At 62.4% G+C, this 25651-nt stretch carries 28 protein-coding genes; 12 read left to right on the top strand and 16 right to left on the bottom strand.

What is annotated here, in order from left to right:
• Positions 1-111: 111 nt before the first annotated feature.
• From crcB to PSUB009319_RS03980, 8 genes are all read right to left on the bottom strand, one after another.
• The gene (crcB, locus tag PSUB009319_RS04015) at positions 112-492 is read right to left on the bottom strand and encodes a fluoride efflux transporter CrcB (protein ID WP_124380958.1); all 381 of its coding nucleotides are present in this window, start codon (positions 490-492) and stop codon (positions 112-114) included.
• 15 nt (positions 493-507) lie between these two features.
• Complete coding sequence (locus PSUB009319_RS04010) at positions 508-1029, bottom strand: molybdenum cofactor biosynthesis protein MoaE (protein ID WP_124380957.1); 522 nt, start codon at positions 1027-1029, stop codon at positions 508-510.
• Positions 1030-1045: 16 nt separating this feature from the next.
• Positions 1046-1303: a molybdopterin converting factor subunit 1 gene (moaD, locus tag PSUB009319_RS04005; RefSeq protein WP_124380956.1), complete on the bottom strand. Its 258-nt coding sequence runs from the start codon at positions 1301-1303 to the stop codon at positions 1046-1048.
• Between the two features lie 12 nt (positions 1304-1315).
• Positions 1316-2575 carry a gephyrin-like molybdotransferase Glp gene (gene glp / locus PSUB009319_RS04000; RefSeq protein ID WP_124380955.1) on the bottom strand — a complete coding sequence of 420 codons (1260 nt, stop codon included), beginning with the start codon at positions 2573-2575 and terminating at the stop codon, positions 1316-1318.
• Between the two features lie 81 nt (positions 2576-2656).
• Entirely contained in the window at positions 2657-3283 is a 627-nt protein-coding gene (locus PSUB009319_RS03995; protein WP_124380954.1) for a uracil-DNA glycosylase family protein, read from the bottom strand.
• A 5-nt stretch (positions 3284-3288) separates the two neighbouring features.
• On the bottom strand, positions 3289-4734 hold the full coding sequence (gene thrC, locus PSUB009319_RS03990; RefSeq protein WP_124380953.1) for a threonine synthase: 1446 nt from the start codon (positions 4732-4734) through the stop codon (positions 3289-3291).
• Between the two features lie 10 nt (positions 4735-4744).
• On the bottom strand, positions 4745-6070 hold the full coding sequence (locus tag PSUB009319_RS03985; protein WP_124380952.1) for a homoserine dehydrogenase: 1326 nt from the start codon (positions 6068-6070) through the stop codon (positions 4745-4747).
• 92 nt (positions 6071-6162) lie between these two features.
• Positions 6163-7404, bottom strand: coding sequence for a pyridoxal phosphate-dependent aminotransferase (locus PSUB009319_RS03980; protein WP_124380951.1), 1242 nt, complete (start codon positions 7402-7404; stop codon positions 6163-6165).
• A 297-nt stretch (positions 7405-7701) separates the two neighbouring features.
• On the opposite strand from PSUB009319_RS03980, the gene PSUB009319_RS03975 reads away from it, so the two are divergent.
• The 12 genes from PSUB009319_RS03975 (at position 7702) to PSUB009319_RS03920 (ending at position 19557) form a co-directional block, all read left to right on the top strand.
• Positions 7702-8082: an Mth938-like domain-containing protein gene (locus tag PSUB009319_RS03975; protein WP_124380950.1), complete on the top strand. Its 381-nt coding sequence runs from the start codon at positions 7702-7704 to the stop codon at positions 8080-8082.
• 4 nt (positions 8083-8086) lie between these two features.
• Entirely contained in the window at positions 8087-9757 is a 1671-nt protein-coding gene (locus PSUB009319_RS03970) for a glycosyltransferase family 39 protein (protein WP_124380949.1), read from the top strand.
• A gap of 126 nt (positions 9758-9883) precedes the next feature.
• Positions 9884-10255 (top strand): SMR family transporter, encoded by a 372-nt coding sequence (locus PSUB009319_RS03965; protein ID WP_124380948.1) that lies wholly within the window; start codon positions 9884-9886, stop codon positions 10253-10255.
• A gap of 49 nt (positions 10256-10304) precedes the next feature.
• Positions 10305-11462: a DegT/DnrJ/EryC1/StrS aminotransferase family protein gene (locus tag PSUB009319_RS03960; RefSeq protein WP_124380947.1), complete on the top strand. Its 1158-nt coding sequence runs from the start codon at positions 10305-10307 to the stop codon at positions 11460-11462.
• 7 nt (positions 11463-11469) lie between these two features.
• Positions 11470-12465, top strand: coding sequence for a glycosyltransferase (locus PSUB009319_RS03955; protein WP_124380946.1), 996 nt, complete (start codon positions 11470-11472; stop codon positions 12463-12465).
• Positions 12462-13403: a formyltransferase gene (locus tag PSUB009319_RS03950; protein WP_124380945.1), complete on the top strand. Its 942-nt coding sequence runs from the start codon at positions 12462-12464 to the stop codon at positions 13401-13403. The genes PSUB009319_RS03955 and PSUB009319_RS03950 overlap by 4 nt, the downstream gene beginning before the upstream one ends.
• 16 nt (positions 13404-13419) lie before the next feature.
• Positions 13420-14478 carry a bifunctional UDP-4-keto-pentose/UDP-xylose synthase gene (locus tag PSUB009319_RS03945; RefSeq protein ID WP_124380944.1) on the top strand — a complete coding sequence of 353 codons (1059 nt, stop codon included), beginning with the start codon at positions 13420-13422 and terminating at the stop codon, positions 14476-14478.
• Positions 14479-14513: 35 nt separating this feature from the next.
• The gene (locus tag PSUB009319_RS03940) at positions 14514-15407 is read left to right on the top strand and encodes a polysaccharide deacetylase family protein (protein ID WP_124380943.1); all 894 of its coding nucleotides are present in this window, start codon (positions 14514-14516) and stop codon (positions 15405-15407) included.
• 95 nt (positions 15408-15502) lie between these two features.
• Positions 15503-15967 (top strand): peroxiredoxin, encoded by a 465-nt coding sequence (locus PSUB009319_RS03935; protein ID WP_124380942.1) that lies wholly within the window; start codon positions 15503-15505, stop codon positions 15965-15967.
• Between the two features lie 442 nt (positions 15968-16409).
• Positions 16410-18137: a PhoH family protein gene (locus PSUB009319_RS03930; protein WP_124380941.1), complete on the top strand. Its 1728-nt coding sequence runs from the start codon at positions 16410-16412 to the stop codon at positions 18135-18137.
• A gap of 118 nt (positions 18138-18255) precedes the next feature.
• Positions 18256-18681 carry a hypothetical protein gene (locus tag PSUB009319_RS03925; protein WP_124381074.1) on the top strand — a complete coding sequence of 142 codons (426 nt, stop codon included), beginning with the start codon at positions 18256-18258 and terminating at the stop codon, positions 18679-18681.
• A 153-nt stretch (positions 18682-18834) separates the two neighbouring features.
• The gene (locus PSUB009319_RS03920) at positions 18835-19557 is read left to right on the top strand and encodes a C40 family peptidase (RefSeq protein ID WP_124380940.1); all 723 of its coding nucleotides are present in this window, start codon (positions 18835-18837) and stop codon (positions 19555-19557) included.
• 77 nt (positions 19558-19634) lie between these two features.
• Here PSUB009319_RS03920 and PSUB009319_RS03915 read toward each other — a convergent pair whose 3' ends face one another.
• The 8 genes from PSUB009319_RS03915 to PSUB009319_RS03880 form a co-directional block, all read right to left on the bottom strand.
• Entirely contained in the window at positions 19635-20645 is a 1011-nt protein-coding gene (locus tag PSUB009319_RS03915) for an inorganic phosphate transporter (protein WP_124380939.1), read from the bottom strand.
• 14 nt (positions 20646-20659) lie between these two features.
• Positions 20660-21286, bottom strand: a complete 627-nt coding sequence (locus PSUB009319_RS03910) for a DUF47 domain-containing protein (RefSeq protein WP_124380938.1) — start codon at positions 21284-21286, stop codon at positions 20660-20662.
• A 148-nt stretch (positions 21287-21434) separates the two neighbouring features.
• Positions 21435-22823, bottom strand: a complete 1389-nt coding sequence (locus tag PSUB009319_RS03905) for a replicative DNA helicase (protein ID WP_012435397.1) — start codon at positions 22821-22823, stop codon at positions 21435-21437.
• Between the two features lie 142 nt (positions 22824-22965).
• A complete protein-coding gene (gene rplI / locus PSUB009319_RS03900) occupies positions 22966-23418 on the bottom strand; it encodes a 50S ribosomal protein L9 (RefSeq protein ID WP_124380937.1) in 453 nt (150 codons plus the stop codon).
• Between the two features lie 24 nt (positions 23419-23442).
• The gene (gene rpsR / locus PSUB009319_RS03895; RefSeq protein WP_037022304.1) at positions 23443-23721 is read right to left on the bottom strand and encodes a 30S ribosomal protein S18; all 279 of its coding nucleotides are present in this window, start codon (positions 23719-23721) and stop codon (positions 23443-23445) included.
• Between the two features lie 12 nt (positions 23722-23733).
• The gene (gene priB, locus PSUB009319_RS03890; RefSeq protein WP_124380936.1) at positions 23734-24060 is read right to left on the bottom strand and encodes a primosomal replication protein N; all 327 of its coding nucleotides are present in this window, start codon (positions 24058-24060) and stop codon (positions 23734-23736) included.
• A 41-nt stretch (positions 24061-24101) separates the two neighbouring features.
• Entirely contained in the window at positions 24102-24470 is a 369-nt protein-coding gene (gene rpsF / locus PSUB009319_RS03885) for a 30S ribosomal protein S6 (RefSeq protein WP_124380935.1), read from the bottom strand.
• Positions 24471-24563: 93 nt separating this feature from the next.
• Positions 24564-25556, bottom strand: a complete 993-nt coding sequence (locus PSUB009319_RS03880) for an asparaginase (protein ID WP_124380934.1) — start codon at positions 25554-25556, stop codon at positions 24564-24566.
• Between the last annotated feature and the right edge of the window lie 95 nt (positions 25557-25651).

Genomic DNA, 25651 nt, shown 5'->3' with positions numbered 1-25651 from the left:
GACAACCCGCGGCAGCCTTTGATACTGCCCGTCCCTACGCCACCGCAGGCACTACCAGTATGTGAATCAGACTTCTCATTCGCAATGACGGTCGCAAACCGGCCCTTGCCATCAACTGAACGTGCGCACCGTCCAGAGACCGAGCAGCGTGAGGAACAGCGAACCGCCCAGATGCGCCACGATATGCAGCACGCCCGTGCCGTAGTCGCCAGCCAGGATATTCGCAACCACCTCGCTGGAAAACGTCGAAAACGTCGTAAGCCCGCCAAGAAAACCGGTGATGACCAGCAAGCGCCATTCCGGCGGCAGCCCCGCATGCGCGTCGAAAAAACCCACCGCCGCGCCCACCAGATAGCCCCCCACCAGATTGGCTGCCAGCGTGCCATACGGCAAGGCCGGATTGACCGCGTTCCACAAGACGGCGAGCGCCCAGCGCAACCAGGCTCCCAACGCAGCGCCCACCCCGACTGCCAGAAAGCCCATTCCGCTCATGCGGTCGCGTCCTTGTTATTCGTAGTCGTTGGGTTGCGCCGATGCGCCAGGCTGACTGGCCATGCTTGCCGCGGCGTTGGTCGTGCTGATGCCCCAGCGGGCGAGTGCCTTGTCGTCGGTCACACGCGCATCGACCCAGCGCGCGCCCTGAGGCGTCTGTTCCTTCTTCCAGAACGGCGCCTCGCTTTTGAGGTAATCCATGATGAATTCGCACGCAGCAAAAGATTCACCGCGATGCTCGGAGGCCACCGCCACCAGCACGATCTGGTCTTGCGGCTTGAGCTTGCCCACGCGATGAATGACCAGCGCGTCAATCAGCTCCCACCGCTGCATGGCCGCGCTCACAATGTTAGCGAGCGCCTTCTCTGTCATGCCAGGATAGTGCTCCAGCTCCATCTCGGACACACCGGCGCCATCATTGATATCGCGCACGGTGCCAATAAAACTGGCCACGGCGCCAATGTTCGGGCGGCCGGCACGCAGCGCGGCAATCTCGGCGCCGAGGTCGAAATCACCTTCCTGGACACGGACGGTCATGGTCGTTCTCCTGCGCTCAGCCGCCGGTCACGGGAGGGAAGAACGCGACTTCGCAGCCGTCATGCACAGCGGTATCGGCGGGCACAACCTGGTGGTCCACCGCCATGCGCAGTGCACGTCCCTCGGCCAGCGTCTCGCCCCACACAGAGCCGCGCTGCGCCAACCAGCGGCGCACATCGCCCACGGTGCGGATGGTGTCCGGCATGGTTGCCACCTCTTGCGAGGTCCCCAGTTGCTCGCGCACGCTGGCAAAAAAACGCAGCTCGATCTGCATGGTCATCGCTCCTTACACCAGACCCGCAAACGGCAGGAAGCTGACGACATCGCCCTGCGCGATCGGCTGGTTGGGCGGGTTGTCGATCAGGCCATCGCCCCACACCGTGGAAGTCAACACGCCGGAGCTTTGATTCGGGAACAGGTCCAGCCCGCCATTGGTGTTGATACGCGCGCGCAGGAATTCGTTGCGGCGATCCCCCTTTGGCAGTGCAAAATCGGCGCGCATCGGCAGGCGCTTCGGCGCCACATCAGTCACGCCCTGCAGGCGCAGGATGAACGGCCGGACAAACAGCAGGAAGGTCACGAAGCTCGACACCGGGTTGCCCGGCAGACCGAGGAAAAACGCCGTCGGCCCACCCACCATGCCAGCGGGGCGACGCACTTCGCCGAAGGCGAGTGGTTTGCCCGGCTTGATGGCGATCTGCCACATATTCAGGCGCCCTTCGGCTTCCACGGCGGGTTTAATGTGGTCTTCCTCGCCCACCGACACGCCGCCGGAGGTGATGATCAAATCATGCGCCTCAGCGGCTTCACGCAGCGTGTCGCGCGTGGCCTGCAACGTGTCGGGCACGATGCCGAAATCGGTGATCTCGCAGCCGAGGTTTTCGAGCAGCGCGCGCAGCGTGAAGCGGTTGGAGTTGTAGATGGCGCCAGGCTTGAGCGGCTCGCCGGGCATGGCGAGTTCATCGCCGGTAAAGAACACAGCCACGCGCGGGCGGCGCACCACCTGCAGATTCGCGCAGCCAACGGAAGCGGCAAGGCCCAGTTGCTGCGCGCCGAGGCGCGTGCCACGCGACAGGATCTCGGCGCCGTCGGCAATGTCTTCTCCCGCCCGGCGAATCCACTCTCCGGATTCCGGTACGTGATCGATGGTGACGGTGCCCGTATCCGGATCAGCCTTGCATTGCTCTTGCATGACCACCGCATCGGCACCCGGCGGGATCATCGCGCCGGTGAAGATGCGCGCCGCTTCGCCCGCATTGAGCGTCTGACCGACGTGGCCGGCGGGAATACGCTGCGCCACCTTCAGGCGCGTGCCCGGCGCGGTGATGTCGGCAGCGCGTACGGCGTAGCCATCCATCGACGTATTGTCGGCCGGCGGCACGTTCAGGCCGCTGTGCACGGCTTGCGCGAGGATGCGGCCGTTGGCGTGCAGCGTCGGCACGGTTTCGGTTTCGTGCAACGCGCGCACGGCGGCGAGCAACTGCGACAGCGCCGCATCGAGCGTCAGCAAGGACGGTTTGACGGCGGGAGCATCGTTGGCGGACATGCGGAAATGGGAGGGCGAAATCGACAAGGAGATTTCGATTGTATCGGTTCCAGGCCGATACCATGCATCAGCCCAGGCGTATCAAGCGAATGCGTTTGCGAGCGCCGTCCGCAGTGCCGGCACGGTGCGCGCGTCAAACCACGGGTTGTGCTTGAACCAAGCGAGATTGCGCGGACTCGGATGCGGCAGCGGAAACAGCACACGGCCTTGCGCATCCTGCACAGGTCCGTTGCGGACCACATCTGTAAGCGACCAGCCGCGCGGTACGTCGAGGTAGTACCGCTGCGCGTAGGTACCGACCAGCAGCGTGAGCTTCACGTCAGGCATCGCCGTCAACAAGGGGCGATGCCATTTGGGAGCGCATTCAGGACGCGGCGGCAGGTCGCCATTCGCACCGGTGCCGGGAAAGCAGAAGCCCATCGGCACCACGGCGATGCGCTTGTCGGCATAAAAATCGTCGTACGCAATTTGCAGCCACTGGCGCAGGCGATCGCCCGAGCGGTCGTTCCAGGGGATGCCGGTTTCCTGAACGATGCGCCCCGGCGCCTGCCCGATGATCAGCACGCGGGCGCGGCGTTCCGCCACGACAACAGGGCGCGGCTCGTGCGCCAGCGCGCCCTTGCACTCCCGGCAGGCGCGGATGTCGCGCAGGCAGCTTGCAAATGCAACTTCGGCTGCCCCGGCTACGTCATCCGGCACTGCTGCCATGGCTTTTACAGACCGGTGTGCTGGGCGATGTAGCCCTTGATGCGATCGGCATCGGCAGGCATGACTTCGAAGCGCTGCGGCAGCGATTCGATATCGGCATAACCGGCCGGGCGCTCCGGCTCACGGTCCAGCGCTTCGCGGATGGCGTCGCCAAACTTGGCCGGCAGTGCCGTTTCCAGCACCACCATTGGCACGCCCGGCGTCAGGTTCTCTCGCGCCACCTTCACACCGTCGGCAGTGTGGGTGTCGATCATCGTGCCGTAGGTGGCGAACACGTCGCGGATGGTGTCGATACGGTCAGCGTGCGAGCTGCGGCCCGAGACGAAACCGAATTCAGCGATGCGATCGAATTCCGGCTTGCCGGTCATCGAGAAACCGCCCTTCTCATCCACGTCGCGGAACAATTGCGCGAGGCGCGCCGGATCACGGTCGAGCAGGTCGAACACGAAGCGCTCGAAATTGGACGCCTTGCTGATGTCCATGCTCGGGCTGGACGTGTGGTACGTCTGCGCGGCCGAACGCACGCGATACGTGCCGGTACGGAAGAACTCGTCGAGCACGTCGTTCTCGTTGGTGGCAACGACCAGCTTGTCGATCGGCAGGCCCATCATGCGCGCGATGTGGCCGGCGCAGACGTTACCGAAGTTGCCCGACGGCACGCAAAACGACACCTTGTCGCCAATCTTCGGGGCGGCCAACAAATAGCCCTTGAAGTAATAGACCACCTGCGCAACCACACGCGCCCAGTTGATCGAGTTGACCGTGCCGATCTTCTGACGGGCCTTGTATCCCAGATCGTTCGACACCGCCTTGACGATGTCCTGCGCGTCGTCGAACACGCCTTCGATGGCAATGTTGAAGATGTTTGCGTCTTGCAGGCTGAACATCTGCGCAGTCTGGAATGCACTCATCTTACGATGGGGGCTCAGCATGAACACCCGCACGCCGCGCTTGCCGCGCATGGCGTATTCGGCCGCGCTGCCGGTGTCGCCAGAGGTGGCGCCCAGGATGTTCAGCTCGGCGTGCTCGCGGTCGAGTGTGTATTCAAACAGGTTGCCCAGCAACTGCATCGCCATGTCCTTGAAGGCCAGCGTCGGGCCGTTGGACAGACACAGCAGCGAGAGCGACGTACCGCCTTCTTCGCCCAGCTTGTGCAGCGGCGTGATGTCGGCGGGGTTGTCACCGGCGCGCGCGTTGCAGTAGACCTCAGGCGTGTAGGTGCGGCGGGTCAGCGCGCGCAGGTCGTCTTCGGAAATATCGGTGGCGAACTTGCGCAGGATCTCGAATGCGAGATCGGCATACGGCAGGCCATGCCAGCGCGTCAGTTCATCTGCGCTGACTTGCGGGTACTGCTCGGGCAGGTACAGGCCGCCGTCCGGTGCCAGGCCGCCCAGCAGAATGCTGGAAAAGCTCTGCGGCTCGGCATGGCCGCGGGTCGATCGATATTGCATGTTCATGACCTCAGTTCAACTCTTCCATGCGGATGCGCGTGACCTTCGACAGCACGGTCGGCAGCGCTTCGATGGCGGCGATGGCAGCATTCACGCGCTTTTCGACGGTGACGTGCGACAGCATGATGATGTCGGTCTGCGGCTGCGGCTCGCCTTCACGCGATTCCTTCTGCAACATGGCATCGATCGAGATGCCGCCCTCGGCCAGGATGCGCGTGATGTCGGCCAGCACGCCGGTCTCATCGGCCACGCGGATGCGCAGGTAGTAACTCGAACGCACTTCGTCGATCGGCAGCACCGGCGTGTCGGACAGCGCGTCCGGTTGGAACGCCAGATGCGGTACGCGATGCTCCGGGTCAGCGGTGTGCAGGCGCGTCACGTCCACCAGATCGGCGACGACGGCCGAGGCAGTCGGCTCGGCGCCGGCGCCCTTGCCGTAGTACAGCGTCGGGCCCACGGCATCACCGTTGACAACCACGGCGTTCATCGCGCCTTCCACGTTCGCGATCAGACGTTTGGCCGGCACCAGCGTCGGATGAACGCGCAGCTCGATGCCCGCTTCCGTGCGGCGCGTCAGGCCCAGCAGCTTGATGCGGTAGCCGAGTTCTTCCGCGTAGCGGATGTCGACGGCTTCCAGCTTGGTGATGCCTTCCACATACGCGCGCTCGAACTGCACCGGCACGCCAAAGGCAATGGCGCTCATGAGTGTGAGCTTGTGCGCGGCGTCGAAGCCTTCAATATCGAACGTCGGGTCGGCTTCGGCGTAGCCCAGGCGCTGGGCTTCCTTCAACACCGTGTCGAAATCCAGACCCTTGTCGCGCATTTCCGACAGGATGAAGTTGGTGGTGCCGTTGATGATGCCGGCGATCCACTCGATGCGGTTGGCCGTCAGACCCTCGCGCAGCGCCTTGATGATGGGGATGCCACCGGCCACGGCCGCCTCGAACGCCACCATCACGCCCTTGTCCTGGGCGGCCTTGAAGATCTCGTTGCCATGCATGGCCAGCAGCGCCTTGTTGGCGGTGACGACGTGCTTGCCGTTGGCGATGGCACGCAGCACCAGCTCGCGCGCCAGGTCATAGCCGCCAATCAGCTCCACGACGATATCGATCTCGGGCGAATCCACAATCGCAAACGGGTCGCTCACCACTGGCACGGTCGCACCGGCTTCCTGCACGATGGCGCGCGCCTTATCGAGATTGCGCACGGCAATCATGGCGACTTCAATGCCGCGCCCGGCTCGACGGCGGATTTCTTCCTGGTTCCGTTGCAGAACCTTGAGCGTACCGCCACCGACGGTACCGAGCCCGAGCAGGCCGATCTTGATGGGATTCATGAGACGTATCGTAAAAAGCGGAAAGACAAAAAACGGACAGGGCAGACGCTCTGGTCTGCCCCGCTAACAACGTGTCTGGCGGAAGACCGAACTTAAGCGGCCCGGATGCCAGTACCGTGACGCTGACGGTACCGCTCCAGGAAGCGTGAAATTCGGCCAATCGCTTCGCGAAGGTCGTCTTCATGCGGCAGGAAGACGATGCGGAAGTGATCCGGCGAGTGCCAGTTGAACCCCGTGCCCTGCACCAGCAGCACACGCTCTTCTTCGAGCAGTTGGCGGATGAAGGTTTGGTCGTCTTCGATCGGGTACACGGCCGGATCGAGGCGCGGGAACATATAAAGCGCCGCCTTCGGCTTCACGCAAGTCACGCCCGGGATGGCGGTGATCAGTTCGTGCGCCAGGTCACGCTGACGGCGCATGCGGCCGCCCGGCGCCACCAGATCCTTGATGCTCTGATAACCGCCCAGCGCGGTCTGAATCGCCCATTGGCCGGGCACGTTGGCGCACAGGCGCATCGACGACAGCATGTTCAGGCCTTCGATGTAGTCCTTGGCCGGGCGCTTGTCGCCGGACACGACCATCCAGCCCGCGCGATAACCGCACGAGCGGTAGCTCTTCGACAGGCTGTTGAACGTCACCGTCAGCACGTCTTCCGACAGCGAACCGATGGCAGTGTGCACGTTGTCGTCAAACAGAACCTTGTCGTACACCTCGTCGGCGAAGATCACCAGCCCGTGCTCACGTGCAATGGCAACGATGCCGAGCAGCAGTTCATCCGAGTACAGCGCGCCGGTCGGGTTGTTCGGGTTGATAACGACGATGCCCTTGGTATTGGGCGTAATCTTGGCGCGGATGTCGTCCAGGTCGGGCATCCAGCCATTGGCTTCGTCGCAGATGTAATGCACCGGCGTGCCGCCCGAGAGGCTGGTCACGGCAGTCCACAGCGGGTAATCAGGCGCTGGCAGCAGCAGTTCGTCACCCGCGTCGAGCAACGCGTTGGTCGCCAGCGAAATCAGCTCCGACGCGCCATTGCCCAGGTAGATGTCATCCAGCGTGACGTTCTTGATGCCCTGCTCTTGCGTGTAGTGCATCACCGCCTTGCGCGCCGCGAAGATGCCTTTGGAATCCGAATACGCCGCCGAATTCGGCAGATTGCGGATCATGTCCTGCTGGATCTCTTCCGGGGCATCGAAACCGAACACGGCCAGGTTGCCGATATTCAGCTTGATGATCTTGTGGCCCTCTTCCTCCATCTGCTTGGCCTTTTCGAGCACGGGGCCGCGAATGTCATAGCAGACGTTGTTGAGCTTGGCGGATTTCTGGATCGTTTTCACGGGCAAGGCGGCGATTAGCGACGTTGAACGGGCTGGGATTGCAGGGATTCTGTAGTGCAGCAGAGCGGCGACGGTAACGCCACATAGCGACAGGCACCGCTATGCTGGTTCCTCGCCGGGCATCGCTTATGGCGCGGCGGGCGAAGGAGAGAAAAAGATATAATTTAGCCCATTATGACAGACTTAGGCGGGCATTTTTGCAACGCAGCGAAACCTGCCCGGAAGTCTGAAACCTAGCGCCTTTGCCAGCGTGCCGCCCTCTGCGCCGCAGCCATCGCGCCCGATGGGATTCCCGCCTTGAAGCTCCATTCATCCGACTCGTCGACCGTTCTCAATACCGTTACCGGCTATGGCGACGGCTACATCGAAATCAACAAGGTGCGCTACGAGCACTCCGTGCTGGTGATGCCCGAAGGCCCCGTGGTGCCCTGGGACGTATCGCGCTTTGAAGACCTGACACCCGAACATTTCGCCCACGCGCTCGAACTGGGCGCAGAAGTGGTGATCTTCGGGACCGGCAACAAGCTGCGCTTCCCGCACCCGCGCCTGACCGTGCCGCTCACGGAAAAGCGCATCGGCGTAGACGCCATGGACCTGCAGGCGGCCGGCCGCACGTACAACATCCTGATGCTGGAAGGCCGCAAAGTGGCCGCCGCCCTGCTGATCGAACGTGCCTGACCGCATGCCGATCGACCGCACCGCCCACGCGGCGGCCCTGCCCTGGCGCAATGCTTCGCTGTGGCTGCTGGGCGCTGCTTTTCTGGCCATCTGGCTTGGCACGCTGGGCTACCGCCATCTCATCCCCACCGACGAAGGCCGTTACGCCGAGATCGCCCGCGAAATGTTCACTTCCGGCGACTGGGTGACCATACGCTACAACGCGCTCAAATACTTCGAAAAACCGCCGCTGCAGATGTGGGGCACCGCGCTGGTCTATTCGCTGTTCGGCATCGGCGACTGGCAGGCGCGGCTATTCACGGCGTTTTCCGGCATCGTCGGCATTGTCTTCACGATGCTGGCGGCGGCGCGCTGGTGGGGCAAACAGACGGCCATCATCAGCGGGCTGGTGCTGGTAAGCGCGCCACTGTGGAACGTAGGTTCGCACTTCAACTCGCTCGACATGGGCGTAGCGGGCTGCATGACGATGGCATTGGGCGCGCTGCTGCTCGCGCAACATCCGGACGCCACACGCGCGCAGCAACGTAACTGGATGTGGGCATGCTGGGCGTCGATGGCACTGGCGGTGCTGAGCAAGGGCCTGATCGGCGTGGTGCTGCCGGGCTTCGTGCTGGTGGTCTACACGCTGGCCGCGCGCGACTGGGCATTGTGGAAGCGATTGCACCTGATGACCGGGTTGATTGTTTTCTTTGCCGTGGGGGCGCCCTGGTTTGTGTTGATCTCGATGCGCAACCCGGAATTTGCGTGGTTCTTCTTCGTGCACGAGCACTTCCAGCGCTTCACGTCGACCGTACACAACCGCAACGCGCCGCTCTGGTATTTCGTGCCGCTGCTGCTGGCGGGTTTTCTGCCGTGGCTCGCGCAATTACCGGGCGCGGCGCGTCTGACCTTTGCCCGCGGTCAAACCGCCTCCAATGGTTTGCGCCCCACACTGATCCTCGGCTTGTGGGCCATCCTGATCTTCGCGTTTTTCAGCATTTCCGACTCAAAGCTGCCGGGCTATATCTTCCCGATCATCCCTGCGCTGGCGATTCTGGCGGCACTGGCGCTGGACCGTACAAGCCAGCGCGCGTGGCGCTGGCAACTCAGGGCGTTCCTGACGTTGGCGCTGCTCGGCCTTGCTGCCAGCGGTTACGTAGCGACGATGTCGTCGGACATGTACCCGAACGCGGTGTTTTCTCGTTTTGCGATGTTCCTGGCCGCGGCATTCGCGGCTGGAGCGGGACTCACGTGGTTCGCGCTTCGCCTGGCGGACAGGCATTTCGAGAGCGTGGTCGCATTCGCGTGCGCCTGGTTCCTGACCTTTACGGCGGCAATGCTTGGGCACGAGGCGTTCGGGCGCTCGATGTCGGGTATCGATCTCGTGCCGGCCGTCAAGCCGTGGCTCAAGCCAGACGTACCGTTCTATGCGGTGGAGCGTCTGGACCATACAATGCCGTTTTACTTGGGCAGGCCCACCATCATGGTGCAGGAACCCGATGAACTGGCCTTCGGCGTCAAGCAGGAGCCGGCCAAGTGGGTTCCGACCACCGAGGCGTTCGTGGCTCGCTGGAAATCCGGCGGCCAGGCCGTCGCCATGATGGGTCCGGGTACCTATGACCGGCTGACGGCGCAGGGCGTACCAATGATCGTGATCGCCCGCGATGCTCGCCGCGTGATCGTCCGGCGCAACTGAGTTTCATCGCAACGGATTGTTGAAAGGGGCGAGCAAGCGGAATTGTCGTAACATGCGCCCCGGCGGCGGGATTGAGAAAATCCGCACGGGGAAACCGCTGCAGTCAGTAAAACATCAAAAAAACACATGAATCTGGTCACTTTCGGGCTGATCCTGACGGGCGTCATGCTCAATGCCTGCGCCCAACTGCTGCTCAAGGCGGGCGTCAACAACATCGGCCGCTTTGCGTTTTCGGCCGACAACATCCTGCCGATCGGCATCAAGCTTGCAACGCAGTGGCCCATCATTGGCGGCCTGTCGTGCTACGTCATCTCAGTGGTGGTCTGGATTCTCGGGCTGTCGCGCGTGGATGTGACCATTGCGTATCCGATGCTCTCGCTGGGCTACGTGGTCAATGCCTTCCTGGCGTGGTATCTGTTTGGCGAAGTGCTATCACTGCAGCGCCTGATCGGCATTGCGATCATCCTCGTCGGCGTACTGGTGCTGGCTCGCTCGTGAGCAGCTTGCGCCCCAACCTAATCTGCTGCCCGCATCTGCATCTGCCACAATGACGCAAACCAACACTACCGAACTGCCGTTCCTGCCCTTCGTGCGACCGACCATCGATGAGGCGACCATCGCCGCCGTGGCTGACGTGCTGCGCTCGGGCTGGATCACTTCGGGCCCCAAGGTTGCCGCATTCGAAGCTGCGCTGTCGGAGTACTTCGGCGGCCGCATCGTGCGCACCTTCGCTAACGGCACGGCCACCATGGAAGTCGCGCTGCGCATTGCCGGGATCGGTCCCGGCGATGAGGTCATCACCACGCCGATCTCGTGGGTCGCCACGTCCAATGTGGTGCTGACGGTCGGCGCCAGGCCAGTCTTCGTCGATATCGACCCCGTCACGCGCAACATCGATCTGGACAAGGTCGAAGCCGCCATCACACCACGCACGAAGGCCATCATCCCGGTCTACCTGTCTGGCCTGCCCGTCGACATGGACCGCCTGTACGACATCGCCCGGCGCCACAAGCTGCGTGTGGTGGAAGACGCCGCGCAAGCCATTGGTTCGCGCTGGGGCGACAAACGCATCGGGCAGATCGGCGACCTGGTCAGCTTCAGCTTCCAGGCCAACAAGAACATCACTACCATCGAAGGCGGCGCGCTCGTGCTGAACACGCCGGAAGAAGCCGTGCTGGCCGAGAAGTATCGCCTGCAAGGCGTTGTGCGCACCGGCTTCGACGGCATGGAAGTCGATCTTGTGGGCGGCAAGTTTAATCTGACCGATGTGAATGCAGCCATCGGCCTGGGCCAGTTCGCGCAACTCGAAAACGTGACCGCACGCCGCGCAGCGCTGGCCCGCCGCTACTTTGCCGGCATGCGCGCGGCCGATATCGAGTCGTTCGGTGTCGAGCTGCCGGTGGAGAACTTCACGCACACCAACTGGCACATGTTCCAGATCGTGCTGCCGCTGGATCGCCTGAAGGTCGATCGCGCAGGTTTCATGGCCGGGCTGAAGGCGCTGGGCATTGGTGCGGGCGTGCACTACCCGCCGATCCACCTGTTCAAGCTCTATCGCGAGCTCGGCTGGCAGCCGGGCATGTTCCCGGTGGCCGAGCGCATTGGCCGCGCCATTGTCACGCTGCCGATGTTTGCCGGCATGGAAGATTCCGATGTGGATCGCGTGGTCAGCGCCGTCCGCCAACTTTGCGCCCAGTACCAATAAACCAATAATGAAGACACCCGCTCTCTCGGTCGTCATTCCTGTCTACAACGAAGAAGACGGGCTCGCCGCGCTGTTTGCGCGCCTGTATCCCGCACTCGACGCGCTCGGCATCTCGTATGAAGTCGTGTTCGTCAACGACGGCAGCCGGGACCGCTCTGCCGCCATGCTCGCTGAGCAGTTCCGCGCGCGCCCGGACAGCACGCGCGTCGTGCTGTTCAACGGCAACTACGGCCAGCACATGGCCATCCTGGCCGGCTTCGAACACGCCCGCGGCGAACGCGTCGTCACGCTCGACGCTGATCTGCAGAACCCGCCCGAAGAAATCGGCCGCCTGGTCGAAAAGCTTGACGAAGGCTACGACTACGTCGGCACCATCCGTCGCGTCCGCCAGGACTCGTGGTTCCGCCGCACCGCATCGCGCGCCATGAACTCGCTGCGCGAGCGCATCACGCATATCAAGATGACCGACCAGGGCTGCATGCTGCGCGCCTACAACCGGACCATCGTCGACACCATCAACCGCTGCCGCGAAGTCAACACCTTTATCCCGGCGCTGGCCTACACGTTCAGCAAGAACCCGACCGAAATCGAAGTCGATCACGAAGAGCGCTTTGCGGGCGAATCAAAGTACTCGCTGTACAAGCTCGTGCGGCTGAATTTCGACTTGGTGACGGGCTTCTCGGTGGTGCCGCTGCAATGGTTCTCGGCAATCGGCATGCTGCTGTCGCTGGCCTCGGCGGTGCTCTTCATCCTGCTGGTGATCCGCCGCTTCGTGCTGGGCGCGGAAGTCCAGGGGGTGTTCACGCTGTTCGCTATCACGTTCTTCCTGATGGGCGTGCTGCTGTTCGGTATCGGCCTGCTGGGCGAATACATCGGCCGCATCTATCAGCAAGTGCGTGAGCGCCCGCGCTATCTGGTGCAAGGCGTGCTGGAAGACTCGCCCCACCTGCACGAAGCCAGTGCGGCTGACCTGAAGACGGGCTCGCAGCGAGGTGTCGCATGAGTTCGACCAATCAGCGCCGCGCAGTCGTCTTCGCATATCACAACGTCGGCGTACGCTGCCTGCGCGTGCTGGCCGCACGCGGCATCCACGTCGACCTCGTTGTCACGCATGAGGACAACGCCGCCGAGAACATCTGGTTCGGCAGCGTGCGCGCCACGGCACAGGAATTGGGTATTCCCTACGTCACGCCGGACAATGCAAACGGTGAAGACCTGCACGCCCGCATTGCGGCCATCGCGCCGGATTTCATCTTCTCGTTCTACTACCGGCATATGATCCCGATGTCGCTGTTGAGCCTTGCCAAGTTTGGCGCGTTCAACATGCATGGCTCGCTGCTGCCGAAGTACCGCGGCCGCGTGCCAATCAACTGGGCGGTGCTGCACGGCGAGATTGAAACTGGTGCCACCCTGCACGAGATGGTCGAAAAGCCGGATGCCGGTTACATCGTCGACCAGACCATCGTGCCGATCCTGCCGGACGACACGTCGCACGAAGTCTTCGAAAAGGCCACCGTGGCGGCGGAGCAAACCCTGTGGCGTGCACTGCCCGCAATGATTGCCGGGCAGATCCCGCAGCACCCGAACGTGCTCGCCAACGGCAGCTATTTTGGTGGCCGCAAGCCCGAAGACGGCCGCATTGACTGGTCCCAGCCGGCCCAGCAGGTCTACAACCTGATTCGCGCCGTGGCGCCGCCCTACCCCGGCGCCTTTACAGACGCCCGCAGCGAGCGCTACGTTGTCGCGCGTGCCCGTCTGGCACATCAAACCTTTACGAATTTGCCGCCGGGCTTGCACGTCGTGGATAATGCGATGTTCGGCGTGTGCGGCGATGGGGGAGCCATCGCCATTCACGAGCTCTGGCGCGTCGAGCCCCAATCTGCCAGCGGAACGTCCGTCGTGACCGCGAAGCAGCTCGCCAGCCAGCTCGCCCTCTCCTGATCTTGAGTTTGCCTTCATGAAAAAAGTACTGATCCTCGGCGTCAACGGCTTCATCGGCCACCACTTGTCCAAGCGCATCCTGGAGACCACCGACTGGGAGGTCTACGGCATGGACATGCAGACCGAGCGCCTGGGCAATCTGGTCAACCACCCGCGCATGCACTTCTTCGAGGGTGACATCACCATCAACAAGGAGTGGGTCGAGTATCACGTCAAGAAGTGCGACGTGATCCTGCCGCTGGTGGCCATCGCCACGCCATCGACCTACGTCAAAGACCCGCTGCGCGTGTTCGAGCTGGATTTTGAAGCCAACCTGCCGATCGTCCGTTCGGCCGCGAAGTACGGCAAGCACCTCGTCTTCCCGTCGACCTCCGAGGTCTACGGCATGTGCAGCGATTCGGAATTCGACCCGGAAGGCTCGTCGCTCGTCTACGGCCCGATCAACAAGCCGCGCTGGATCTACGCCTGCTCAAAGCAGCTGATGGACCGCGTGATCTGGGGCTACGGCATGGAAGGCCTGAACTTCACGCTGTTCCGCCCGTTCAACTGGATCGGCCCGGGCCTGGACTCGATTTACACCCCGAAGGAAGGCTCGTCGCGCGTCGTGACGCAGTTCCTCGGCCACATCGTGCGCGGCGAGAACATCAAGCTCGTCGACGGCGGCAGCCAGAAGCGCGCCTTTACGTATATCGACGACGGCATTGACGCGCTGGTGCGCATCATCGCCAACAAGGATGGCGTGGCCTCGGGCAAGATCTACAACATCGGCAACCCGTCGAACAACTACTCGGTGCGCGAACTGGCCAACATGATGCTGGAGCAGGCCGCGAAGATCGACGAGTACAAGGACAGCGCCAAGCAGGTCCAACTGGTGGAAACCACCTCCGGCGCCTACTACGGCAACGGTTACCAGGACGTGCAGAACCGCGTACCGAAGATTGCCAACACCATGGAAGAACTCGGCTGGAAGCCGACCACCGTGATGCAGGACGCGTTGGCGAACATCTTCGAAGCGTATCGCACGCACGTGGCCGAAGCCCGCAGCCTGGTCGAAGAAGGCAACGGCAACAAGTAAAAGCCGCATCTCAGTCGCACCTTCCGCGCAGGTTCATGGCCCTCATCGTCCTCAAGATCGACGTCGACACCCTGCGCGGCACCCGCGAAGGCGTGCCCAACCTCGCGCGCATGCTGCGCGAGCAGGAGGCGGGCGCGACCTTCCTCTTCAGCCTCGGGCCAGATCACACCGGCTGGGCGCTGCGCCGGGCGTTCCGCCCCGGTTTCCTGAAAAAGGTGTCCCGCACGTCAGTCCTCGAGCACTACGGTTTTCGCACGCTGATGTACGGGGTGCTGCTGCCTGGCCCCGACATCGGCCGCAAAGCCGCTGCCGAAATGCAGGCGATTGCCGAGGCAGGTTTCGAGACGGGCATCCACACGTGGGATCACGTTCTCTGGCAAGACAACGTCCGCCAGCGCGATGCCGGCTGGACCGCCCGCCAGATGACCGCCGCCCACGCGCGTTTCGTCCAGGTGTTCGGCAAGCCGCCCGTCACGCACGGCGCCGCCGGCTGGCAGATGAACGACCACGCTTTCCGCCAGATCGACACTTGGGGCATGGCCTACGCCTCCGATGGCCGCGGCACGCATCCGTACATCCCGAGCGTTGACGGTAAAGCACTGAACCACGTGCAGTTGCCGACCACGCTGCCCACGCTTGATGAGCTTATCGGCGTGGAAGACATCACCCTCGACAACGTCGCCCGGCACATCCTCAAGATGACCGAGTCCGACCGCGATCAGGTATTTACCTTGCACGCAGAACTTGAAGGGCAGAAACTCGCCCCGATCTTCCGCGAGTTGCTGCGAGGTTGGCGCGCGCAGGGCCATCGACTGGGGTCGATGGGCGATTACTACGCGACGCTCGATCGCAGTACCCTGCCCGTGCAGCCTGTCACGTGGGGCGAAGTTGCCGGCCGCAGCGGCAGCCTGATCGTTCAGCCGGCCTGATCCCTCGGATCTCCGGTTTGGCGGCCGGCGCGCGATGCGTCCGATGGCTCGTCCACGAGCTTCCCGTCTTTCCTCGCGGTTTTCTGGAACACACCATGCCCGTCATTCTCGACCAGCCCCTTCCCGATTTCTCCGCACCGGCCACCAGCGGCATCACGTTTTCGCCCGCTTCGCAGCACGGCAAGACCGTCGTGCTGTATTTCTACCCGAAGGACAACACGCCCGGCTGCACCACCGAGGCGATGAACTTTCGCGACCAGTACGATGCCTTTGAGGCTGCCGGCGCCGTGGTATTCGGCATCTCGCGCGACAGTCTGAAGTCGCACGAGAACTTCAAGGCGAAACTGGAGATGCCCTTTGAACTGATCTCCGACACTGACGAAACCGTCTGCAACATCTTTGACACCATCAAGATGAAGAAGATGTACGGCAAGGACGTGCGCGGCATTGAACGCAGCACATTCCTCATCGACGGGCAAGGCGTGCTGCGCCGCGAATGGCGCGGCGTGAAAGTACCCAATCATGTAGACGATGTGCTGGCTGCGATACGCGCCCTGTAATTGATCGCGCACGAAAACGCCTCGCAGAACACTGCCGGCCCTTGGTTCCCGCCCGGTTTCGCTTGGCTGCAACGCGGCATCGGACGTCACACGTGACGGATTGCAAATCACAAAAGCTTCCGATACAGTCGGAACCGATGAGTACGAAATCCGGATGCCATTCCGATAGCCCACGACGGTACCGGCGGCCAAGTTGGTCTGATACCGCTTCTGCGTTTTTCCTGGCAAACAGGCTGGGTAGAACGTCCGAATCGTGCAGCTTGCCGTGGCGTTCATCTAGGCCGCCCCACCTCTCGCAGGTCATGGCGGCTTTTTTGTGGCCGTCGTCCGTGCATCCAACATTGCGACGCGCCCATCCGTTTTCCCGCGTTTTCCGCCAGCGCCGCCCCGCCATGCGCGGGCGGTGTTTCGTTGTTGTTCCACCCAGAGAGGTAATCGAAGCATGCCGCTGCCGACCATGCCCACCCAGCCAGCCCAATTGCTTGACCCGGCTGAATTCAAGCCTTTCGGCAAAGCCGGAAAGCCGAAGGCGGGTCAGGAACCTCGAAAACCGGTGCCCGCGCTCGAGCGCGAGGCGTTGTCAGAAACCGGTCGTGCGCAACCCAAACGCAACGCAGCCAGTACGGCCCGCGCCCGCTCGGGCGAAGCATCGCCCATGGCGAAAGACGCGTCGCGCGAACACGCAGGCATTCTCGCCAAGGCCGTCGACAAGGTGAGCGCCACCGGCAAATCCACGGAAACCGCCGCCCGACGCCGTGCCCGACGCGATGAAGGCCCGACCAAGCTGTTCGTGCTCGACACCAACGTGTTGATGCACGATCCGACATCGCTGTTCCGCTTTGAAGAGCACGATGTCTATCTGCCGATGATGACGCTGGAGGAGCTGGACAACCACAAGAAGGGCATGAGCGAAGTTGCGCGCAACGCCCGCACGGTCAGCCGCACGCTCGACCAGCTTGTGGCCGGCACCGACGGCGTGATGGATGACGGTCTGCCACTCTCCAAGCTGGGCAATCGCGATGCGCAGGGGCGCCTGTTTTTCCAGACGCGCCTGAATGACATCAAGTTGCCCGACGGTCTGCCGCAGGGCAAGGCCGATAACCAGATTCTGGGCGTGGTGGCCGCGTTGCAGCAGCAGCGGCCGGATCGCAGTGTCGTGCTGGTGTCCAAAGACATCAACATGCGGATCAAGGCGCGCGCCCTCGGCCTGCCGGCGGAGGACTACTTCAACGACCGCGTGCTGGAAGACACCGACCTGCTCTACAGCGGCATCATGGCCCTGCCGGCCGACTTCTGGCAAAAGCACGGCAAGAACATCGAGAGCTGGCAGGATCCGAAGACGGGCACAACGTTCTACCGTCTGTCCGGCCCGCTGGTGCCGTCGTTCCTGGTCAATCAGTTTGTCTTCCTGGAGCCAAATGACGGCAGCCTGCCGTTGTACGCGCAGGTCAAGGAGCTGAACGGCAAGACCGCCGTATTGCAGACGCTCAAGGACTACACGCACCAGAAGAACAACGTCTGGGGCGTAACCGCGCGCAACCGCGAGCAGAACTTCGCGCTGAACCTGCTGATGCATCCCGAGGTCGATTTCGTCTCGTTGCTCGGCCAGGCCGGTACGGGCAAGACGCTGCTGGCACTGGCGGCAGGCCTGGAGCAAGTGCTGGACCAGAAGCTCTACAACGAGATCATCATCACGCGCGCTACAGTGCCCGTGGGTGAAGACATCGGTTTCCTGCCGGGCACGGAAGAAGAAAAGATGCAGCCGTGGATGGGCGCCTTCGACGACAACCTCGAAGTGCTCCAAAAGTCTGACGACAACGCTGGCGAATGGGGTCGTGCAGCCACGCAGGAACTGATCCGCTCGCGCATCAAGGTCAAGAGCATGAACTTCATGCGCGGCCGCACGTTTGTGAACAAGTTCCTGATCATCGACGAAGCGCAGAACCTGACACCCAAGCAGATGAAAACGTTGGTCACGCGTGCCGGCCCTGGCACCAAGATCGTCTGCCTGGGAAACATCGCGCAGATCGACACGCCGTATCTGACGGAAGGATCGTCCGGCCTGACCTACGTGGTGGATCGCTTCAAGGGATGGAGCCACAGCGGCCACATCACGCTGGCGCGTGGCGAGCGTTCGCGACTCGCGGATCACGCGTCAGACGTGCTTTAACAGTCATGTCGCGGCAAATTCATCTGCCGCAAACCGTTGCGCCATCAGGCCGCGCTTTTGCGCGGCCTTTTTCTTGCTGCGCGTGGGGCACCTCTCCCTTTTTCTGATGGAGGCCATGATGCCCATGCAGCAAAACCTGCAGACCCGATCGCGCTTGACCCTGACGTCGGCCGCGCTGGCGATGATGCTGTCCGCCGGCGCCTCCATTGCGTTCGCCGACAACCTCACGCCAAAGACCGCCGGCCAGATCAGCTACGTCTGCGGCGGCGTTGCACAGGACGAGCAGCAGGCATTGAACAGCGAAGCGCGCGACTACAACCTGTCTCTGCTGTTCACGCAAGGTGCGCGCGGCGAATATCTGGCCGACGTGGACGTCAAACTTACGCGGCACGGCAAGGAGGTCGCAAGCTTCCGCGCCGACGGTCCGCGCTGTCTGATCAAGGCCCCGCCGGCAAGCTACAACGTCATCGCCACCTACCAAGGCACGACAAAGCAGGCTACGGTGCAGACCGGCAGCACCCGCAATGTCCAATTGCGCTGGTAAGGCCGCGAAATAAACGGCCCGCAAATCGCGACGCCATCGGGGCAAAGCTCGCAGAGCCGCGCCCCGCTTGGCGTTGCGCCCCGCCAACACGCTGTTTGGCTTTATGACGCCAACCGCATAGCATGCGATCTATCCGGACCTTCTTGATGGCGCATGCTGACGCGGCACAGCTTTGCTCAAGGCAATACCCGACTGGCAGGCGCTGCCCTGCTTGCGCTGGTGTGCCTGCTGTCCGCTTGCTCGTCGACACCCACACGCTCCACCGCTTCGCGCGACGCCGGATTGCGCACACGCGGCACGCCGATCAACGATCCGAGCGCGGGCCTTGAAGAGATCTCCATCGAAGCCATGGCCTTGGTGGGTACGCCGTATCGCTACGGCGGCAACACGCCGGATACCGGCTTCGATTGCAGCGGGCTGGTGCGCTACGTCGTGCAGCGCGCGGCTTCCGTCAATCTGCCCCGTACTGCGGCTGAGATGAGTCGTCGCGGTGCTTCGCTGGAGCGCCGCGACGTTGCATCGGGCGATCTCGTCTTCTTCAACACGACCGGTCAGGCGAACTCGCATGTCGGCATCTATGTGGGTCAGAACCGGTTTGTCCACGCGCCAGCCACGGGCGGTACCGTTCGCCTGGAAGACATGACCAAGTCTTATTGGGCGAGCCGCTACATGGGCGCACGCCGCGTGGTGGCTGCGAGCAATCTGCCCGACGCACCTGCACCGGCCAGCCCTGCCCGCCCTATCGACGATGATCCGCTAGGCACACTCGCCCGAGCACGTGGCGCCCAGTCGAACAACCTGATGTCGACGCGCACGCCAGCCATCAGCGCTGAGCCCGCGGACGACGACCCCATCGCTCGCTTCGCCGCGCAATAACGCTTCGCTCGCTGCAAAGTAAAACGCCCACCGATTGGGTGGGCGTTTCGTTCTTGAGGAGTCGCTCTGCGGTCGGCTTACAGCACGTGCCGGCCGATCCACCAGGCGATGGCCGCCATGAAGGCCGACGCGGGAATCGTCAAGACCCAGGCCCAGACGATGTTGCCAGCCACACCCCAGCGCACCGCCGAAGCCTTCTGCGCCGCACCCACACCGACGATGGCGCCGGTGATGGTATGCGTGGTCGACACCGGCACGCCCAGCGCTGACGCGAAGAACAACGTCATTGCGCCACCTGTTTCAGCGCAGAAACCGCCCACCGGCTTGAGCTTGGTGATCTTCTGGCCCATCGTGCGCACGATCCGCCAGCCACCCAACAGCGTGCCAAGGCCAATCGCGACGTAACAGCAAACGATCACCCAAATCGGCGGTTCAGTCGCCGTGGCCGATGCATAGCCACCTGCAATGAGCAACATCCAAATGATGCCGATTGTTTTCTGCGCATCGTTGCCGCCGTGGCCCAGGCTGTATAGCGAGGCCGACAGCAGTTGCAGGCGCCGGAACCACCGGTCCACCTTGGAAGGCGGTGTTCGGAAGAACAGCCAGGACACCGCCACCATCAGCAGCGAGCCCAGGATAAAGCCCAGCAGCGGCGAAATCAGGATGAACGCCACGGTCTTGAGCAGGCCGCTCGCCACCAGCGAACCCGTGCCAGACTTGGCCACGGCCGCGCCCACCAGGCCGCCGATCAGCGCGTGCGACGAGCTAGACGGAATGCCGTAGTACCACGTGATGACGTTCCACGCGATGGCACCCATCAACGCCCCAAAGATGACGTAATGGTCGACGATCGACGGATCGATGGTGTCCCGGCCCACCGTCGTGGCCACCTTGAGGTGGAAAATGAAAATGGCGATCACGTTGCAGGCCGCGGCCATCGCCACCGCCTGCTGCGGCTTGAGCACGCCAGTCGACACGACCGTCGCGATGGAGTTGGCCGCATCGTGGAAGCCGTTCATGAAGTCGAACACGATGGCCAGCGCCACCAGCAGGACGACCACCCAAAGACTGATCTGAAGCGTATGCATGAGGCGTCGTCTCGTCAGGCGTTTTCGAGCACGATGCCTTCGATGATGTTGGCGACATCCTCACAACAGTCGGTCACGCTTTCCAGTTGCTCGTAGATCGCCTTGAGCTTGATCAGCAGCTTGATGTCGTTCTCGGTGCGGAACAGCTTGGCCATGGCGGCACGCATCACGCGATCGGCTTCCGACTCAAGACGATCGATTTCCTGCGCGATGGTCAGGATCTGGCGGCCATTGTTCATGTCGCTCAGCAACGCCACAGCCTTGCGGACCTCCTCGCAGCACGCCACGCAAATGGCCGCAAGTTGGCGCGATTCGTCCGTCACGTTGGTCACGTCGTACAACGAGATGGTGAGCGACACGTCTTCCATCAGGTCGAGGATGTCATCCATCGTCGTGATCAGCTTGTGGATCTCGTCTCGGTCAAGCGGTGTGATGAACGTCTTGTGCAGCAGCTCGATCGTGTCATGCGTGATGCGATCGGCCTTCTTTTCAAAGTTCTGCACGTTGCGTGCATGCATTTCGGCATTGGGCAAGTCATTGACCAGCTCCTTGAGCGCATGAGCTGCCTTGACGGCGCACTCGGCGTGCTGGTTGAAGTACTCAAAAAACTTGCCTTCGGTGGGCATGAAGCGACCGAACATGATGATCCTTGGGAACGGAAAAAGCTGAAGTCGTAAAAACAACGCCGGACGGGGTCACCGCCGGCGTTGTCATTAAAACGCAATAGTTTACCGGAACCAGCCCCGCACGATGCGTGGCACGTTGTGGCAGGCCGACACGAAATACAGATTACGTGTCGTTGTCAAAGAAGGCGTTGCCACCTGTGAAGTTGTCGAACTTCGTGTATTCGCCCAGGAAGGTGAGACGAACGGTACCAATCGGGCCGTTACGCTGCTTACCGATAATGATTTCGGCCGTTCCCTTGTCCGGAGAGTCGGGGTTGTAGACCTGATCACGATAGATGAACAGGATCACATCGGCATCTTGTTCGATAGCGCCGGATTCGCGCAAATCCGACATCACGGGACGCTTGTTCGGACGCTGCTCCAGGCTTCGATTCAACTGCGACAACGCAATCACCGGACAGTTGAGTTCTTTGGCCAGCCCCTTGAGCGAGCGTGAAATTTCCGAAATTTCAGTCGCGCGGTTTTCACCGCTGCCTGAACCCGACATGAGCTGCAGGTAATCGATGACGATCAGGCCGAGCTGCCCGCACTGACGCGCCAGACGGCGCGAACGCGCGCGCAATTCCATCGGGTTGAGCGCGGGTGTCTCATCAATGAAGAGCTGCGCGTCGTTCATCTTCTGGATGGCGTGCGTCAGGCGCGGCCAGTCTTCGTCGAGCAGCCGGCCGGTGCGCAAGCGGTGCTGATCCAGCCGGCCGACCGAACCCAGCATACGCATGGCGAGCTGCGTGCCCGCCATTTCCATCGAGAACACTGCCACCGGCAGGCCCTGCTCGACCGCCACATGCTCGCCAATGTTCAGCGAAAACGCCGTCTTACCCATCGACGGGCGGCCAGCCACGATGATCAAATCACCGCCCTGCATACCGCTGGTCATGCGGTCGAGGTCGACGAAGCCTGTCGGCACACCGGTGATATCGCTCTGGTTGTCGCGGTGGTACAGCTCGTCGATACGCTCGACCACCTGCGTCAGCAGCGGCTGGATCTCCAGGAAACCCTTCTGCCCGCGCGAGCCTTCTTCGGCAATCGCAAACACCTTGGATTCGGCTTCGTCCAGCAGTTGACGCACGTCGCGCCCCTGCGGGTTGAAAGCGCCAGCGGAAATCTCGTCGGCAATGGTCACCAGTTGCCGCAGTACGCCACGATCACGGACGATTTCGGCATAGCGTCGGATGTTGGCCGCGCTCGGCGTGTTCTGCGCCAGCGCATTCAGGTAGGCCAGACCGCCCACCTCCTCCGCCTTGCCCGCAGCCTGCAACTGCTCGTACACCGTGATCACGTCGGCCGGTTTGGCCTGCGAAATCAGCTTGCCGATGTTATGAAAGATCAGCCGGTGATCGTAGCGGTAGAAATCGTGCTCGTTGATGAAATCGGCGATGCGATCCCAAGCGGCGTTATCCAGCAGCAACCCGCCGAGCACCGACTGTTCGGCCTCAATGGAGTGCGGAGGAACCTTGAGCGAATCGAGCTGGGGATCGGAGGGCGCGTTCATGGCGGGATTATAACGGCGCTGCTCAGTCTTCAATCTGAACCCCTGACACAAAGAACAACAAAAAAAGGCAGAGACTTTCGTCCCTGCCTTCTTCACTCGCGCCGGCCGGTTTCCCGGGCATCGCGAGCTACAGCATACGTGCTTAGACGGTCTCGCCCAGCACCGACACGTTCACGTCGACTGCCACGTCGGTGTGCAGCGACACGACGACCGGGTGGTCGCCCGTGGTCTTCAGCGGGCCGTTCGGCAGACGCACTTGCGCCTTCTCAACCTTGAAGCCTTGCGCAACCAGTGCGTCAGCGATGTCGTGGTTGGTGACGGAGCCGAACAGACGGCCATCCACACCAGCCTTTTGCGACAGTTGCAGCGTCAGGCCGTTCAGCTTTTCGCCTTCGGCTTGCGCAGCAGCCAGTTTTTCAGCGGCCAGCTTTTCCAGTTCAGCGCGACGGGCTTCGAATTCCTTGATGGCGGAATCGGTAGCGCGGCGGGCTTGCTTGTTCGGGATCAGGAAGTTACGAGCGTAACCGTCCTTCACGCGCACCACGTCGCCCAGGTTACCCAGGTTGACGACCTTCTCGAGCAGAATAATTTGCATTGTGAGTTCTCCTTATCCCGCTGATTAGTGCTTGTGCTGATCGGTGTACGGCATCAGCGCGAGAAAACGTGCGCGCTTGATGGCCGTGTCCAACTGGCGCTGATAGATCGCGCGCGTGCCGGTCAGGCGGGCCGGGGTGATCTTGCCGTTCTCGCCGATGAAGTCCTTGAGCGTGTCCAGATCCTTGTAGTCGATCTGCTCAACGCCAGCCACGGTGAAGCGGCAGAACTTCTTGCGCTTGAACAACGGGTTTTGTTGCTGGAAGCGCTTTTTGTTCTTCGCGTCGCGCTGCTTCTTGTTCATGAATGCCATGATTCAATCCTTTACGAATACGTTACATCCGGAGATGTGAAAGACCAGTGTCTTGCTGCTGCGGTGCTTGCGAGCCAGGAATCCGACGCAATCCAGGACGGTGCCCGGAGCGATGCGGTCCAGAACGGAAGCCATCTTGCCGGCTGCCAGTGCCTCCATCGAAAACTCGTTCTGTCGCACTGTCTGCGCTTCTATCGCCTGTCCGCTGTAGGTCAGCAGACAATTGACGATCGGCACGCCGGCTGGGGTGTATCGCATCACCTCGCGCTCGACCAGAGTGGCGACGAGCTGCAGGCGGTTGATAGCGTTGTCCCCGAGGGCTTCGTTCATGCTGGTGATGCGCGATCAGGCTTGCGCAGCACCGCGCGGCATCAGGCGGCCTGTTCGGTCTGAGCGGCGGCCTTCTTGGCCTCTTCGCGTGCGACTTCCTTCATCATCGGCGACGGCGCCGTTTCAGCTTTCTTGGTCTGAACGATGAGGTGACGCAGCACAGCGTCGTTGAACTTGAACGCGTGCTCGAGTTCAGCCAGGGTGTCCTTGCCGCACTCGATGTTCAGGCACACGTAGTGAGCCTTCGCGAGCTTCTGGATCATGTAGGCCAGTTGACGACGGCCCCAGTCCTCGACGCGGTGCACTTGACCGCCTTGCGAGGTGACCGTGCTCTTGTAGCGCTCGATCATCGCGGGCACTTGCTCGCTCTGGTCCGGATGGACGATGAATACGATTTCGTAATGACGCATTGACGCTCCTTGTGGATTAAGCCGCCCGGGCGTCACACTCCGGTGCAGCAAGGTTGGTTAGCCTGACATTATAGACAGGCCTTGGTGATTTTTTCAATACCGATCAATGACTTGCTGCAGAGAGGCAATTTCTGCCTGGGCGCGCCCGGAGGCCAGAAGCAACGCCAGCAGCACACGGGCCTTGTACGGATTCAGCGAGCCGCTGGACGCCCAGCACTGTCCATCGGGCTGCGCCGGCACAACACCGGCACCGGTGCGCGTCGAACGCAGTACGAAAACGCCCTGCTGGCTGGCCCGGTCGAGCGCCGCTTCCAGGTTGACGTGGATGGAGCCCGCGCCAGTTGCCGCAATCACGAGGCCTTTCACGCCAGCAACGACCAGCGCATCCACCACGCGCGCATCGGGCTGCGCATAGCTCGCCACAACTTCGACCCATGGCCACCCGCCCGTATGCGGCATTGGTAGCACATCCGCCGCAGCCAAACGTTGCCCGGCACGCTGAAACTGCACTTGGGTGTCAAGCACGAAACCCAGCGGACCTGTTTCAGGCGAGACAAACGCCTCAACCGAGTAGGTGTGACCCTTCTGCACGTCTCGCGCTGCATGCACGCGCTGGTTAATCGCCACAAGTACGCCTCGCCCGCGCGCAGCCGGACTGGCCGCCAGCCGCACAGCATTCAGCAGATTCAGCGGACCATCCGCCGACAGCGACGTCGATGGCCTCATTGCCGCCGTCATGACGATGGGCGTATCGGTCTGCTGCGTCAGATGCAGCAGCATCGCGGTTTCTTCCAACGTATCAGTGCCGTGCGTGATGACCACGCCGTCCACGCGCTCGACGTCAATCCAGTGCCGGATGCGCGCAACAAGCTTTTCCCACACGTCGAAGGTCAGGTCCTTGCTGTCGATCTGGGCAACCTGCTCGGCGCGCACGTTGGCGATGCGTTCCAACCCCAGTTTGCTCGCGGCGAGCAATTGATCGATGGGCACGGCACCCGCGCGGTAGCGCGCGGCGGAGCCCGCGTCGTCAGCGGAGCCGGCGATCGTGCCGCCGGTGGCGAGGATGGCGATGGTAGGCAAGGGCATCTTTGCGGACATGCGTGGTGGGCAAGGCGCGCATTGTATCCGCCCACCCCGCCTTTGCCGACGCGGGATTGCCCTTGACGCCCGCGCAAAACAAA

Origin of the sequence: Ralstonia sp. SET104, from assembly GCF_003851545.1 — a bacterium.
Lineage (GTDB): Bacteria > Pseudomonadota > Gammaproteobacteria > Burkholderiales > Burkholderiaceae > Ralstonia.
This window is presented reverse-complemented; position numbering and strand designations above follow the sequence as displayed.